We start from the raw sequence: 15,491 nt of genomic DNA, 5'->3' as shown, positions 1-15,491 counted from the left end.
CAGCCGGCCCCTCAATCCGCTCACACCCGTCCCAAGCACAAAGGAGTAGCAATGGCTGAGCATCCGCTCATTGCAATGCGGGGAATTGTCAAGAGGTATCCAGGGGTCACCGCGCTTCGCGACGTCAATTTGACTGTCGAGCCCGGAGAAGTGATGGCTCTCGTCGGCGAGAATGGTGCCGGCAAGAGTACACTCCTGAAGATTCTCGCCGGCGCTGCGCGCGCAGATGAAGGTGTGATCGAGGTTTCTGGCGAGATCGTCAATGTTCATTCGCCCCGAGAATCACAGTCTCGCGGAATTGCCGTTATCTACCAGGAACTCAACCTCGCGAATGACCTCAGCGTCGCCGAGAACATCTATGTCGGGCGGGAGCCGCGAACCAGGTTCGGAACCGTTGACTTCCGCGCGATGAGAGACGGTGCAAGCCGAATCCTGACGAGTCTTGGCATTAGAGTCTCTCCCGATCAAATCGTGGGAAACCTGAACATCGCCCTTCGCCAAATGGTTGAAATCGCCAAGGCGTTGCTAGTCGACGCCCGCGTCGTCGTGATGGATGAGCCAACCTCGTCCTTGACGGAAGAGGAGGTGGCAACCCTACTCAATCTCGTCCGTCAGCTACGGTCCAGTGGAATCAGCGTGATCTACGTCTCACACCGTATGCGCGAGATATTCGAGATCGCCGACCGCATAACTGTTATGCGTGACGGTTCGGTTGTCGGCGTGCGGGACGCCAGGACCACGCGACCCAGCGATATCGTACAGATGATGGTTGGCCGCGAGTTGGAGGACCTCTACGGGGTACGAACTGCGCCGCTGGACCACACGGCGACCCCGACGCTGGAAGTGCGGAACCTTAGTTCCGGGAAGCTGCTGCACGACGTCAGCTTCTGCGTGCGTCCCGGAGAAATACTCGCCCTGGCCGGATTGATCGGAGCCGGTCGCAGCGACGCCGCGTTGACAATATTCGGTGCGGCAAAACGTAGTGGCGGCGAGATCATCATTGATGGGCAACCGATGGCATTGCGCACGCCGAATGAAGCGATGGAGGCCGGGATCGGTTTCGTGCCTGAGGATCGCAAAAGCCAGGGTTTGTTTCTCGGCCTGCCCGTCCGCGAGAACATGTCTTCCGCGTCTTTGTCGAGAATCAGTCGGATGTCTTTCGTGTCACAACGCCGCGATCGGGACCTTGCGCGCCAGTACGCGAAGCAACTCGGCCTTCGCGAGTCGGCAATCGAGGTAGCCGTTGGAACCCTTAGCGGGGGGAACCAACAAAAAGTTGTCCTGGCTCGATGGCTGGCGCGCCTCCCCAAACTCCTCATCCTCGATGAACCAACGCGCGGCGTAGACGTTGGTGCGAAGGCCGAGATTTACCAGCTGATCCGAAAGATCGCGGGCGAGGGTGTCGCGGTGCTGGTTATTTCCTCCGAGCTGACTGAGGTGTTGGGGATCGCTGACCGCATCCTCGTCATGAGGGAGGGCTACGGTGTCGGCGAACTCACCGCCGCTGACGCCACCGAGAAACGCGTAATGGCAATGGCAACAGGAGTACAGGAGGACGTTTCATGACCATCAATGGAGAGACCGTGAAGCAAGGAACACAGGGTGCGACAGCCCACGGATCCGCTGTGCCCGTGGCAGCCCAGACATCACTGAAGCACAAGATTCGCGATCGGCTGTGGAAGATCGTCACAGCCCGAGAGTCCACCCTCGGCGGGGTCGTCATCCTCCTCGTTGTTTACCTGTCATGGGCTTCGCCGTACTTCTTCACGGCGGGCAACCTGACAGTCGTCGGGCGGCAGATCGGTCTTGCGCTGATCATCAGTGTGGGCATGACCTTCGTCATTCTGATCGGGGGGATTGACCTTTCTGTAGGCTCCGTGGTGGCGCTGGTGAGCGTTCTAATCGGCGAATTCATGGTCAACCTGGGCATTTCGCCGATAGTGGCAGTCATTCTCGCCCTCGTTGGGGGCGCGCTCGTCGGGCTGGTGAACGGCTCCATCAACGCATTCATGGGCATCCCGTCTTTCGTGGTGACGCTGGGCATGCTCGCTGTGGCCCGCGGCCTGTCTCTGGGCATCACAAGCGGATCCACAATCAGTGGGTTTCCCTCAGAATTCCTATTCATCGGACAGGGGGCCTACCTCGGCATTCCCATCCCCGTTTGGGTCGCCGCAGTAGTGGCGGTCGCGGCACATTTCGTGCTCACCCGCACCACGTTCGGTCGTCATGTCTACTTCGTCGGTTCGAATGAGGAAGCGGCCAAACTGTCCGGCATCCGAGTGCGCCGAGTGAAAGTCTCGGTCTTTGTAATCGCGTCTACCCTCGCGGCCGTCTCGGGCATCCTGGAAACCGCGCGATTGAGCGTAGGCCAGCCGGCTGCAGGAAACGGTTACGAACTGCTGGCGATTGGGGCAGCCGTCATCGGTGGCGCAAGCCTCTTCGGTGGGGTCGGAGGGGTGCTTGGCACAGCGCTGGGAACCTCTCTGCTCCTGCTCATCCAGAACGCGCTCATTCTCTTGGGCATCTCGGCCTATTGGCAGCAGGTCTTCAGCGGGGTGATCATTGTCGGCGCCGTTGCCCTGAACATGTGGCGCAAACAACGTAACTAACATGCGAAAACACGCACGCGCGTCGTTTGACGCGCGCAACACGGCAACACAAAAGGAGCAATCATGAAGGTAGTTATCACTGGCGCCCACGGCAAGGTGGGGCGCGCCGCCACTCAAGCGCTGCTCGACGCAGGGCACGAGGTCCTCGCCACGGACCTGACCCGTCCAGGCTTTGAACGTCGAGAAGAAGGAACCGCCCGCTATCAGATGGCGGATCTCACAGATGCCGGTGAGGCCTTCGCAGTCATACGTGGAGCGGACGCCGTCGTACACGTCGCCGCGATTCCAGAACCCACCGGAAACCCTGCCCATGTCGTGTTCCGGACGAACCTGATGGCGACCTTCAATGTTCTCGAAGCCGCCGTGCGGTTCGGGGTCAAACGCTTCGTGAACATTTCGAGTGAAACCGTCCCGGGGTTCTTCTTCCCTGAGCGGCCCTTCCTGCCCGAATACGCGCCCGTAGATGAGGAACACCCCGTCCACCCGCAGGATCCGTACGCACTGTCCAAAACCTTCGGTGAGCAGCTGATGAATGCGGCCGTGGAGCGCTCCGACATTCGTTGCATCTCGCTGCGCCCGAGCTGGGTCCAGAATGAAGACAACTACGAGCAGAACCTCGGCCCGCAGGTTCGCGACGCATCCGTGCTGAGCCCCAACTTGTGGAGCTACATCGACGCCTACGACCTTGCCGACGCTATTGTGCTGGCCACCGAGTCCGAACTGCCTGGGCACGAGGTCTTCTACATCGCGTCACCCGATAACGTCGGCGGACGAAACTTCGGGGAGATCCTTCACACCTACTACGGCGACAAGATTGAACTGCACGCGACGGACCGTCCAGACGCCTCCGGGATCTCCAGCGCGAAGGCGCAGCGGATGCTTGGATGGACGCCGAAGCGATCCTGGCGCGACTACCTCGACACCGACGGCAAGGCCCTGCCGCGCGCCTGAGAGCCGTTCACGACGCCGTCGCGGGCGGGGCCGGATGACCGCCCCGCTCGCCGACGCCCATCGCCTCGTGCAGGTCGGCCACATAGTCGACGAGAGAACAGGAAGAACCAATGAGACGCAACAACGGAACTTTGAATGCACAGCTGTCGCGAGTGATATCCGAATGCGGGCACACAGACTCGATTGTCGTGGCGGACGCCGGCCTTCCAATTCCCGCATCAGTGGAACGAATCGACCTTGCGTATCGAGCCGGATCGCCAGCCTTCCTCGACGTACTCGAGACGGTTCTGTCGGAGTTCGTAGTCGAGAAAGCCCTCGTTTCGCTTGAGATGATCGAGAACAGCCCCGACATGCTGAGAGCCATCCAGCAACGGCTGAACGACGCGGGCGTCTCGGTTGAATTTGTGCCTCATGTCGACTTCAAACAGAAGACTCACCGGGCTCGCGCAGTCGTGCGCTCAGGCGAGTTCACGCCCTACTCCAACATCCTCTTATATTCAGGAGCTCCTTTCTAAGGGATCACATGATTCAGTTGATGCACGCCTCCAGGTCCGTCGGTGGCGCGCGTCGCTGAACGCCCCAGGTTCAGGCAGACTCACCGAACGAATACTGCAGAGGCCCAGGGGTGACAGTGCCAACTTCGTCTCAACAAGCGTGCCCAACAAGTGATCATTTCGTTCGATCGCAAGCCAAATGATCCGTGACGGCATCCCTGCATCTGTCGGGCGGCGAGGCGCCCAGAGGATTATTTGGCAGAGCGCAGAGGATGTTCGCAAAAGCACCGAAAAACTGGCCAGTGATTCAGCGGCCTGTGAGTTATAGGAACAACCCGCCACGGAAAACCCCCTGCAGCCCGTTATTTGATTGGGAGGCAGGGGGTTTTTCTTGCCGGGATTGACCCAGTGAGGAGTTCTTCCGCCCGTGAACAGATGCGCAATCATGGGTACGCTCGATGAGGTGCGTTTTGCGGAACTAGTTGACGTGCCGCTCGGCGGGCAATGTCCCGTCGCGCTCAGCCAGTCATCCCCGACTGAGCCGCAACGCCTGCGGCCCTTTTCGCGGAATGTCGAGACACGATGTATCTGTTGGGTTATTGAATATTTCGTGACCTAATCCTCGCCTATTTCCAGGTCCAGCTGGGTCGCCGGCTCCCGAGAAAGACCCGTATTCTTCCGACCTTTAACTCGGGCCGGGAACTTCGCGCCTGGTCCATAGCGGACTGCAGTTCCGCTCTTCGCCTTCGTTGTGCGGACGAGGATCTCACGGCCGACGAGATCCTGAATCACGTTTCGCGCGTTAAAGACGTCGAGATCGAACATGCGCTGGATCGTGGCGTTGTTGATGGAACCGTACTCGTGAAGATGGGCGATGATCTTCTGATCACGGTCGCTTCGTCCCCGCGGCTGGTAGCCGAGCGCGGATCCGAGCCCTGCCAACGCACTCGCTCGCAGCCGGTAGTCGGGGTTGCTTCTGGTGACGGTGCGTGGCGTCGGCTCGATGAGCTCTGCCTCGCCGTTCGCCAAACGTTGAAGCTCTGCTTGTGTCACGCCGATATCCCTTTGAATCATTGGGGCGACTTCCAACGCAGTCACAGTGCGCTTGGCGGTGAGCATCGAGACGACGACCAGTGCGTTGGTGTCGTTCTGCACGCCGGGCGGAAGCGTGGAGAAGAATTTCGCGACACGTGCGTTGGGGCTGCCGCCGCTGAAAGTAACCGATGTCTCAGGGTCATCGCCGTCAAAGACTTCGATCGTTGGTGCTTTCTTGCCGCTCCGAATCATTTCCCGATACATGCGGTCGACACCCTGGCCCCACTTCTCGGCCAACCCGAGCCCTCTCATCGTGTCAGCCAGCAATGGGAAGCGGGGTTTCGTGGGGTGTGTGAGGATGTTGGACGGCGTCACACCGGAGACGAGGGGCCCCGGCGAGCGGACTTCCAGCGATTGGTCGGAATGCTCGATTGTGATCGGTCGATTAAGCCGATGGTCGCCGTGCATCACTGCATTTGCGACTGCCTCACGAACCGCCTCGAGTGGGTAGTCCTGAATCTGAATTTGTTGGCCCGAAGCGAGGTTGATCGGTGTCGTCTGTACGCGCGCTTCGATGACTCCTAGGACATCGACTAGCGCCGTGAGTAGCGGGCCTGTCCAGCGTCGCCCGGCATTGACTTCTCCTCCCATGTTTTCCCGATGCTGATACACGAGAACCTCCACCGTCGGGTTCGTGTCGCTGTGACAAAGGAGTATCGAAGCGGTGCGAGTGAGGGTGCCATTGCTGGTGATTAATCCCAAAGTGGCGAGGATGAACTCAGTGTCGGCATCCGCGATCGCTCTGCGAGTCTCATCTGGAAGCTGACGCAGCAGCGCTTTCACTCTCAGTATGGCGTCCGGGTCGATGTCCTGAACTGGGCGCCCTGTGTCTTGGGCGCTCCAATCGCCTCCCTGACGCTCTTGGTGGAGGCGGCTAATCTCGGCAGTCGTCATCGGGATGCATTCGTCATTGAATCTCCGGGACGGAACCTTGCCGCGTGAAACATACACATCGAGACCTTCCTGAACGGTAATCTCCAGGAGACGTTTGCCCTCAAATTCAAACTCAGCAACAACTGCATCGAGACTCGGTGCGGTGACCTCACGAATCCTTTTGCGCAAAGCCAATGCGTCGAGACTCGTGCCTTCAATTGCATCTGGGCCCTCGATGCGATCACGAACCCCCAGAATCACCGATCCCCCTCCGGCATTAGCGAAGCAGACCACGGCGTCCGCAATGTTGTTGCTGGTGTCCGAGATTGAATTGTCTTGACGTTTGAAGTCGAGCGTTACACTTTCGCGCTTGTCGGCGACAGCCGAGCCTGAATGAATTGCCCGGAGTGCGGCAGATATCTCGTCGTTCATTGATCGGTCCTTTGATAGTTCTGCAAGTCTTGCACTTAAATCAAAGAAGAATCAATCGAATCTCGCCGCCAAAGACGGGACCGGCACGAAGCCCACTGAGCATACTGCCTCCGAGCAGGTCGCGGCTCCGTGCGCAGGACTTCCTATCGCGGACGTTGGCTCTCACGTTCGCGTCGGCGTTAATGGCGAGATTGGCCGCCGAGCGCCGGAGGTCATGCGGAGTGATCAGCGGGAGGCGGGTCGATCGCCTGAGCCCTCATGACTGCGTTGACGAACCAGCCGCCGATGCTGTGGGAATGCTGCTGGGGGTGCCGTCGGGATCGCGGGCGATGAGCGCGCGGAAGGCCGGGTTCGCCAGCAGGGCGCCGTCGGCGAGTTGCACGAGCACGGCGATGCGGAATCTGTCGGTGACGTGATCCAGCGTCGGCCGTCCGCCCGCGATGATCGCTGTGGCCAGGACATCCGCGGTCACGATGTCCCCGGCGATGACGGTGGCCTGGAGGAAGGATCGGTCGGTGTCTGGTCGCCGCCAGATGTGGTTGCCGCGTTCGGCCGAACCCGACGTCGCCGCGGCCGGCCAGTCGGGAGTGAGGCCCACGCTGGTCAGCAGCCTGGTCCGGTCGGCCGCATCGGTGATCCCGGTGATCCAGGTGCCTTCCGCGGGCACGCCTCCGGTCAGGATGTCGCCACCCGCGTTGATGGAGAAGACCCGGTGTCCGTGGCGCTCGAGGACCAGGCCGGCCTGCTCCACCGCGACACCCTTGATCAGGCCCGATAGATCGAGCACGCCGTCTGGCCGGTGCGGGGTGAAGGCCCCGTTTGTGCGCTCCCGCCAGCCCAGGGCATCCGTGTAGGCGCCGCGCATTTCCGGGCCGGCGTGGGAGAGCGGCAGCACGCCTGCGACGATCAGCGACAGTTCCGACTCCGGGGCGTAGAGGCTGAACCGTTGGTCGAGGTCGTCGAAAACCCGGTGGACATCGGCCAGGGCGCCGGCGCTGGCACCGGCATCCGTTGCCAGACGGATGCTGACCACGGTGCCCATGGTCTCGAACGTGTGCACGCCCATCGGGTTGCCCCGGCTATCCCGTGAATCCCGCGGCATCGAGCGCCGATTGCACCGAACCGAGATAGCCCTGGGACGTGTAGGTCGCCCCGCTGACGTTGCTCACGGCAGCCGACTGCGCCGCCAGCACCTCCTCCCGCAGGATCGGCGCCGCCCGTGCACTGATCTCCACCGAGGTCTCACTCGTGTCGGTGAGTTTCAGGGCGACGACATCCGTGATCACACCGTCCGTGAAGACGACCCGCACCTGCACCGTTCCGTACTTGGTCTCGATCAGCTGGCCGTCGTAGGCCGTGGCAAGCGGCACCGCCTCGGTGGGCGACGGAACCGCACTCGGCCCGGAATCCGATGGGGGCGAGGTTGGTGTCGTGGTCGGGAGCCGCGTCGAGGGGGCGACGGGTACGTCATCCGTGAACCTGTTCGAACCTGCCAGCCAGCCCACGACCAGCACGGCGACGGAGCCCACCCCGACGATGGCGGTGCTCAAGCGTCGCATCACCAGTCGAACCGTTCGGCATGGATGCGGTGTGCGGGAATACCGGCCTCGCGCGCATCGCGGATCACGAGTTCGGCCCACGGCTTCGGGCCACAGACGAAGAGGTCGACATCGGGGATGTTGGGCGCGAGAGTCGAAATAGTCTGGCCCGCAGCGAACACGGCCGACGGCAGCCAGGTATGACCTTCGTGGGGTGGCAAACCCACGAGCACCTCGAGGCGGGCGCCGACACGGCCACAGATCTCTTCGACCTCCCGCCTCAGGTACACGTGTTCAGGGTCGTCGCCGCGAAGGATCACGGTGAGCGCCCCGGCTGGCGTGTCGATGTCCTCCAGGAGGGCTCGGATCGGGGTGATTCCAATTCCCCCGCCGATCAGCACCGCCCTGCCGGTGGTGCGGGCCGAGGCGGTGAACAGGCCGTACGGTCCCTCGAAGAAGACCCGGGTTCCCGGCTGCACGCCGAGAAGGCGGTGACTCCCGTTGCCCAGATTGCGCACGGTGATCCGCAGGCTTCGGCCGTCGGGAGCCGCCGACAGTGAATACGGATGCGCCTCCAGGCGAAGCCCGGGCGACCAGAACCGCCAGCTGAAGAACTGAACGCCGTGCGCGGCCAACCGGTCCAGGTCGTGACCCGTCATCACGATGGACGCTACGCCGGAAGCCTCGGCGCGCACCTCTGACACCCGCAGCCGGTGGTGCAGGTTGCGAACGAGGGGGATCAGGAACCGGAACACTGCCACGGCGGCCAGGGTGCCGACATACAGGGACAGCCAGTACCAGCGCGCCCACGTTCCGACCGCGAAAAGCTCGCCCTGACCGAACTGATGGGGAGCGCGAGCAGCACGGCGGCATAGACCAGGAGATGCACCAGGTACCAGGCCAGGTACGGCAGCTTGTGCCGCACGATCACGAGGGAGGTCACGACAACGAGCACGAAGAGGACGAGGGCGATGAAGGCCTGCGGCATGTCCGGCATGGACGTGATCATGGCGATTGCCTCGGCCACGGGGTTGCGCCCCAGCGCGAGGCCGTAGCTGATGAGCAGCAGAACCATGTGGGCGAGAATCAGATACAGCACAGGTTTGCCGAGCCGTCGATGGGCCGCGAGGGCACGGTCGTAGCCGATCGCCCCGTCGATGACCGGCAACCGGGCGGCCAGCAGGAGCATGACGAGCAGGAGATTGCTTCCGACCAGGCCGGCCACTATCCCTATTCCCGTGGTGACGTCCCGGATATTCGTGAAGTATGTCCAGCCCCCGTCGGCCAGGAAGAGAGCCAGCACCACGGCCATCGAGAACCAGGCCAGACCTTCAAGCGCGTCCGCCCGGCGTTGACGCCACAAGAATCGCCGCGCGGGCGGTTCGGCGGTCTGCGCGACGGAATGGACACCAACACCGTTGGGCCGAGTCACGTCGCTCCCCTTCATCTCACCGAATGGCTCTCAATGTAGTCGGTTCCGCGCCTGCGCGCGGGTGAGAGCCGAGGGTACCCCGGAGATCGTCGACGCTGTCTTTCTGCGATGAGTCACGCCGAGTTCGACCGTTCCGGTCGAGCCGGACACTTGAGCCGGTCGAACTCGACCGGAACTGTCGAACTCGGTGCGAGACGCGGGCCGGGTGCGGGGGCCGGTCGGCGCCGCGCCTCGCGGCCGGCCGCGGTAATCCGGCGCCGGGCGTGAGGAGCCCGCATTGCCCCGGTGCGGCGAGGTCCCACGAACCAGCTCACTGACTAACCAATTCGACGGAGATTTTGCCGAAATCGGGCTGTTTTGGCCCAAAACAGGCTGTTTAGAGCAAGATCTCCGTCGAATTCGTTCCCCGTCGGGAGGGACTGGGGCCCCCGGGAGCGCGGCCGGGGCGGGGGCGGTCCGGAGGCGCCGGGAACCTTCACTGGTCCGGTTCGGGCACCAGCGGCGGCGCGGGCGCGGGCACCAGCGCGGGCACCGGCACCGGCACCGGCTCCGCGCCGCGAAGGTAGGCCAGCTGCGCGTGAACCGAGGCCTCGGCGGCGAAGCGGACGGCAGCATCCGTGTGGGCGTAGACGCGATCGGTGACCAGCGCGACCGTCGCGTCGGGCCCCAGCTCGGCCAGAGCACGGCGAACCTCGGCCAGGCGCTGGTGGCGGTGCGCGAGATAGGCGTCGCAGACCGCCTCGAGGTTCGGCAGCACCGGCCCGTGGGCGGGGAGCACCGTTGCGGGCCCGAGCGCCCGCAGGGCGGTGAGCGAACGCAGGTAACCCTCGAGCGTGCCGTCGGGAGCGATGATCGTCGTTCCCCGCCCGAGGATCGTGTCCCCGGTGAGCACCGACCCGTGCGGTCCATCATTGGGCAACTGGAAACACGCCGAATCCGCGGTGTGCCCCGGCGTGGCGATGACACGGATGCGCGTTCCCCCGGCCTCGATCACCTCTCCGTCGGTCAGCGGTCCGGCATCGACACAGAACGCCGGGTCGAGGGCCCGCACCGGCGCACCGGTGAGCCGAGCGAACCGTGCGCTCGCCGCGCTGTGGTCCGCATGGCGATGCGTGATCAGCACCAGGGCAACCGAACCCGTTGCCGCGAGCGCAGCCAGGTGGGCGTCGTCGAGCGGTCCGGGGTCGACCACCACAGCCGAGGCGGAACGGGGCGCGGCGATGAGGTAGCTGTTGGTGCCGTCGAGGGTCATCGGTCCGGGGTTGGGCGCGAGCAGCCTCCGGGTGAGCGGGCTGCTGCGCTGAATGCCGACCGGCGGGTGTGCGTCGTTGCCCATGCCGGGAAGCCTAGCGGCCCCGGGGTCGCCGCCACCGCGCGGCGGCGCACGGCACACGGATGCCGCTCTCACTGCGCACGGCAAGCGGATGCCGGTCCTGCGCCCGGCAACAACCGCACTGCGCGCTGGAACAAACGGGCCCGGCATCCGCTGGATAGGTTCAGAGAACTAACGGACTCAAAGTGGAGGACCCATGGACACCTACGACAATCTCCTTGCGACGATCACGCCGGCATCGGGACCGACGAGAGAAATTTTCGATCCCGCAACGGGTGCGGTGGTGGGCCTGGCCCCCGTGGACACCGCCGAGGACCTCGACCGCGCGGTCACCGCCGCCGGTGCGGCTCAGCCTGCCTGGGCTGCCCTGGGTCACGCGGCCCGCAGCGAGGTGCTGAACCGCGTTGCCGATGCCATCGACGCCGCGGCAGAGCCGCTCGCCGAGCTGCTCTCCCGGGAACAGGGCAAGCCGCTGAACGGGCCGAACGCCCGCTTCGAGGTCGGCGCGTCATCCGCCTGGCTGCGCGCCACCGCGGCGACGCCGCTCGAGGCCGAGGTCGTCGTCGATGACGGCCAGGTTCACGCCGAGGTGCACTACCGCCCGATCGGCGTCGTCGGCGCGATCGGCCCCTGGAACTGGCCCATGATGATCGCGGTCTGGCAGATCGCTCCGGCGCTGCGGATGGGCAACGCCGTCGTGGTCAAGCCCTCCGAATATACCCCGCTCAGCGTGCTCGCCCTCGTCGCGGTGATGAACCAGGTGCTGCCGGCCGGCCTGCTGAGCGTGGTATCGGGCGACCGCGAGATCGGCGCGCGACTGTCGACCCACCCCGACATCGGCAAGGTGATGTTCACCGGCTCGACCGCAACCGGCAAGGCGATCATCCGCAGCTCCGCCGACACGATCAAGCGCCTCACCCTGGAGCTCGGCGGCAACGACGCCGGCATCGTGCTGCCCGACGTCGACCCGAAGGCCATCGCCCAGAACCTGTTCTGGGGCGCCTTCATCAACACCGGTCAGACCTGTGCCGCGCTCAAGCGCCTCTACGTGCACGACGACGTCTACGACGCGGTCTGCGAGGAGCTCACCGCTGTCGCCGCGGCCATGCCGATGGGCAACGGGCTCGACGAGAAGAACGTCCTCGGCCCGCTGCAGAACCAGGCGCAGTTCGACATCGTGTCCCGTCTGGTCGAGTCGGCGAAAGAGTCCGGCGCCCGCGTGCTCATCGGCGGAAACCCCGACCTCGACCAGCCCGGCTACTTCTACCCGACCACCCTCATCGCCGACATCGACGGCGCCAATCCGCTCGTCATCGAGGAGCAGTTCGGGCCGGCGCTGCCGATCATCCGTTACACCGACCTTGACGCGGTGATCCGGGAGGCGAACAGCGTTGACGTCGGGCTCGGCGGCTCCGTGTGGTCGGCCGACCTCGACAAGGCCCGCGAAGTCGCGGCGCGCCTCGAGACCGGCACCGTCTGGATCAACGGCCACGGCGGAGTGCACCCGATGGTTCCGTTCGGCGGCTCCAAGCAGTCCGGTTACGGCCTGGAATTCGGCGTGGACGGACTCAAAGCGCTCGGGGTGCCCCAGGTCATCAACGGCTGACCAAGCCCGACGGCTGACCAGCCGCCACGGCCTAGAATCGCCGTTCACCACGCGAGTGCGGTGAACGGCGATTTTTCGTGGCGTCGCGGCCGACCCCGCGCGAAATCCCGTCGATAATGAACTGGTGGGGTGGAGGACTATGGATGGCGAATCGCGGGAGACCGCGAGCACGACGATCAGCCTGCTCCTGCGCCACGTGCGCCGGCTCGGCGGGGAGGAAGCCGTCGCTGAAGTGCTCGCGCGGGCGGGCGTGCATCAGGATGCGGCCCTTCTTGAGAACCCGTCCACGTGGGTCGGCTACGACACCCGCATCCGCCTGTTCGAGGCGGCGACGGCCGTGCTCGACGATCCGAACACGATGTTCACGGTGGGCGCCGGGTCGGTGATCGGCGACATTCAGCCCGTGCTCGTGCAGTTGCTGAGCGTGTTCGCCTCGCCGGGCGCCATCTATCGCCAGATGCCGCGAATGGTGCCGAAGTTCACCACCACGTCCACGATGGATGCCATCAAGGTCGCCAAGACCACGGCGACGGTGGGTTACCGGCTCCACGAGGGCTATCGGCCCTCCAGACTGGACTGCCAATATGCTCAGGGACTGTTCTCGTCCGTTCCCGCCATCTTCGGTCTCGCACCCGCTCGGGTCAGTCACCCTCGGTGCCAGTCGGACGGTTACCCGGAGTGCGAATACGAGCTGACCTGGTCAATGCGGGAACACTGGTGGTCCCGGCGTGCCAGGAACCGGTTCGTCGACGCGTCTCTCACCGTCCTGCGCGACAAGGTCAGGGAGGTGCAGCTGGCCGCCGCGGACCTCGTCAGCAGCGACGACCTCGACGAGATGCTTGCCCGGATCGTCGACCGCGCCGGCTCAGCCGTGCTCGCGCCGGGCTACCTGCTCATCGTGGAACCCGACGGGGGCGGCGCCCCGCTGGTGCGCCACCGAGGGGTCACTGAGGCCCGTGCCGACGATCTGGTCGAACGGATGCTGCGCGGCGAGCAGTTGGGCGAGCGCGCGCTGGTCGTCGACATCGCCTCGAATCGCAGGATCCACGGCCACCTGGCCGCCCTGTTCCCCGTGGGACACACCGCGATGGTCGGCGACCGGGCCCTGCTCGAGGCGTACGCCGGACACGCCGCGGCCGCCCTCGACCTGTTCACCGCGCTGGAGGAGTCCCGTCGCGGAGGGCTGCGCACGGCCGCGCTGCTCAGTCTCGCGCACGAGCTGGCGACCAGCGACAGCGTCGAGGGGATCGCGGATGTCGTCGCGTTGGCACTGCCGACGATCGTCGGCAGTGACTCCGCGGCGGTCCTGCTCTGGGACGCCGACCTCGGTGAGCTTCGCCCGGTCGCATCCACCGGGCTCGGAACCCCCCAGCGCGAACAGTTCCTGCAGACGACGATTTCGGTCGACCAGACGCCGGAATTGATCGGACTGCTCACCCGGCAGGAGCTCGTTCTGATCACCGCGGACGGGGCCAGCCCCGCCTTGGGCGACCTGGTCCGCTCGGTCGGTGTGCACAGCCTGGTGGCGGTGCCGCTCCTCGCCGGGGATGTGCTGATGGGCGTCGCCACGGTCAGCTGGCGCGGCGCGGTCGGGGAAGCGGTTCTGGTCGATGCCATGGCCCGGATCGAGGGTGTCAGCCACCAGGGGGCCACGGCCATGCAGAAGGCCAGGCTGCTCGCCACGGTTCGTTACCAGTCGCAGCATGACGCCTTGACCGGCCTGCCCAACCGGGTCCTGTTCGCGGCCCGACTCGACACCGCACTGTCGGAATGCCGGGACGGGTCCACCTCGGCCGTTCTGTTCTGCGACCTCGACAACTTCAAACGCGTCAACGACCGCCTGGGCCACCAGGTCGGCGACGAATTGCTGCGGCAGGTCGCGGCGCGATTGCGCGCGGAGGTGCGCGGCGGCGACGTGATCGGACGGCTCGGCGGTGACGAGTTCGCGGTGCTGGTCACCGAGCTGGAGGGCGAGGCGGCGGCCATCGAGCTGGCCCGCCGGACAGTCGATTGCCTGAACCATCCCTTCCACCTGGCCGGCCAGGACCTGCGTATCTCCGCCAGTGTGGGCGTGGCCGTCCACACGGGACCGGGAGGCCACGGCGAGCACCTGCTCGACGAAGCCGACGGCGCCATGTACACGGCCAAAAGAACCGGACGCAACCAGATCGCCGTTGCGGGCCGCCAGGAGGAGCCGGGGGCCACCGGCCCGTCACTGCCGCTGGAGCTGGCGTGTGCCCTGGACGAGAACCAGATGAGGCTGCACTTCCAGCCGGTCGTCGACATCTCCCGTGCGGGGGAGGAGCGCGTGGTCGGCGCGGAGGCCCTCATCCGCTGGGAGCACCCCCGGCTGGGTCTTCTGGCTCCGGCTGCGTTCCTGCCTCTGGCTCAGGAGATGGGCCTGCTGCCCGAACTGGACCTGTGGGTGGTCGGAGCCGCCTGTGCTGCGGTCGCCGACTGGCCGCGGCCGGCAGTGCGGCCATACGGCGTCGCAGTCAACCTCGACGCGGCCACGCTGCTCGACCGGAGACTGGTTCCGACGGTTCGAGCCGCACTCAACCGACATGCCCTCGCCCCGGAGCGGCTCATTCTGGAGGTTGTGGAGAGCAGCGCTCTCATCGACCTCCCCGGCATCGTCGAACGGCTAGTGGAGTTGCGCCGTCTGGGCATCCATATTTCACTCGACGACTTCGGAACGGGTTTCTCGACCCTCGCCTGGCTCAACACCCTGCCGGTCGACCAGATCAAGATCGACCGCAGCTTCATCATGAATCTGCCTGACGCCGCCTCCGTGCCGCTCGTGCAGGGAATCCTCGCGCTCGCGTTGAAGCTCGGCGTCGAGGTGGTCGCCGAGGGCGTGGAGACCCGCGACCAGCTCGAGATTCTGCGGGCCAGCGGATGCGTGCTGGCCCAGGGCTACCTGCTGGGGCGCCCGAGCGCGACCTTCGATCCGCTGGCCGGGCGGCCTCTGACGGCGCCCGGGGCGGCGGCCGGGCGGCGGCCCCTCACCAATTCGACGGAGATTTTGCCCGAACCCAGCCCGAACAGCCCGAATCCGGTTTTTTAGAGCCGAATCTCCGTCGAATTGGTTCGTCGAGGCCGGTCAGGGGCCGGCGCGGGAACGCTCG

The 15,491-nt window shown here is 64.9% G+C and carries 12 protein-coding genes; 6 read left to right on the top strand and 6 right to left on the bottom strand.

The window, feature by feature from the left end; genetic code table 11:
- Window positions 1–51 precede the first annotated feature (51 nt).
- The 4 genes from E3T24_RS08420 (at window position 52) to rbsD (ending at window position 4,075) form a co-directional block, all read left to right on the top strand.
- A complete protein-coding gene (locus tag E3T24_RS08420) occupies window positions 52–1,566 on the top strand; it encodes a sugar ABC transporter ATP-binding protein (RefSeq protein WP_134405097.1) in 1,515 nt (504 codons plus the stop codon).
- The gene (locus tag E3T24_RS08415; protein ID WP_134403279.1) at window positions 1,563–2,609 is read left to right on the top strand and encodes an ABC transporter permease; all 1,047 of its coding nucleotides are present in this window, start codon (window positions 1,563–1,565) and stop codon (window positions 2,607–2,609) included. Before E3T24_RS08420 ends, E3T24_RS08415 begins: the two co-directional genes overlap by 4 nt.
- Window positions 2,610–2,672: 63 nt before the next feature.
- Window positions 2,673–3,560: an NAD(P)-dependent oxidoreductase gene (locus E3T24_RS08410; protein ID WP_134405100.1), complete on the top strand. Its 888-nt coding sequence runs from the start codon at window positions 2,673–2,675 to the stop codon at window positions 3,558–3,560.
- Between the two features lie 110 nt (window positions 3,561–3,670).
- The gene (gene rbsD / locus E3T24_RS08405; protein WP_134403277.1) at window positions 3,671–4,075 is read left to right on the top strand and encodes a D-ribose pyranase; all 405 of its coding nucleotides are present in this window, start codon (window positions 3,671–3,673) and stop codon (window positions 4,073–4,075) included.
- A 594-nt stretch (window positions 4,076–4,669) separates the two neighbouring features.
- On the opposite strand, the gene E3T24_RS08400 is transcribed toward rbsD, so the two are convergent.
- From E3T24_RS08400 to E3T24_RS08375, 6 genes are all read right to left on the bottom strand, one after another.
- The gene (locus E3T24_RS08400; RefSeq protein ID WP_134366823.1) at window positions 4,670–6,454 is read right to left on the bottom strand and encodes an ATP-binding protein; all 1,785 of its coding nucleotides are present in this window, start codon (window positions 6,452–6,454) and stop codon (window positions 4,670–4,672) included.
- 256 nt (window positions 6,455–6,710) lie between these two features.
- Entirely contained in the window at window positions 6,711–7,520 is an 810-nt protein-coding gene (locus E3T24_RS08395) for an FAD:protein FMN transferase (RefSeq protein WP_241976192.1), read from the bottom strand.
- Window positions 7,521–7,533: 13 nt separating this feature from the next.
- A complete protein-coding gene (locus tag E3T24_RS08390) occupies window positions 7,534–8,013 on the bottom strand; it encodes an FMN-binding protein (RefSeq protein ID WP_134366853.1) in 480 nt (159 codons plus the stop codon).
- A complete protein-coding gene (locus E3T24_RS08385; protein WP_134434507.1) occupies window positions 8,013–8,753 on the bottom strand; it encodes a hypothetical protein in 741 nt (246 codons plus the stop codon). The genes E3T24_RS08390 and E3T24_RS08385 overlap by 1 nt, the downstream gene beginning before the upstream one ends.
- Window positions 8,732–9,424 carry a ferric reductase-like transmembrane domain-containing protein gene (locus E3T24_RS08380; RefSeq protein ID WP_160141064.1) on the bottom strand — a complete coding sequence of 231 codons (693 nt, stop codon included), beginning with the start codon at window positions 9,422–9,424 and terminating at the stop codon, window positions 8,732–8,734. The genes E3T24_RS08385 and E3T24_RS08380 overlap by 22 nt, the downstream gene beginning before the upstream one ends.
- Before the next feature lie 475 nt (window positions 9,425–9,899).
- Window positions 9,900–10,760: an MBL fold metallo-hydrolase gene (locus E3T24_RS08375; RefSeq protein ID WP_134410620.1), complete on the bottom strand. Its 861-nt coding sequence runs from the start codon at window positions 10,758–10,760 to the stop codon at window positions 9,900–9,902.
- 193 nt (window positions 10,761–10,953) lie between these two features.
- Between E3T24_RS08375 and E3T24_RS08370 the strand changes: the two genes are divergently transcribed.
- Both E3T24_RS08370 and E3T24_RS08365 read left to right on the top strand, forming a co-directional pair.
- Window positions 10,954–12,363, top strand: coding sequence for an aldehyde dehydrogenase family protein (locus tag E3T24_RS08370; RefSeq protein WP_134366819.1), 1,410 nt, complete (start codon window positions 10,954–10,956; stop codon window positions 12,361–12,363).
- 139 nt (window positions 12,364–12,502) lie between these two features.
- Complete coding sequence (locus tag E3T24_RS08365; RefSeq protein WP_134366818.1) at window positions 12,503–15,430, top strand: EAL domain-containing protein; 2,928 nt, start codon at window positions 12,503–12,505, stop codon at window positions 15,428–15,430.
- The last annotated feature ends 61 nt before the right edge of the window (window positions 15,431–15,491 follow it).

This window comes from Cryobacterium sp. TmT2-59, from assembly GCF_004403545.1.
Taxonomy (GTDB): domain Bacteria; phylum Actinomycetota; class Actinomycetes; order Actinomycetales; family Microbacteriaceae; genus Cryobacterium; species Cryobacterium shii.
The sequence above is the reverse complement of the archived record's forward strand: the minus strand, read 5'-3'. Positions and strand labels throughout refer to the sequence as shown.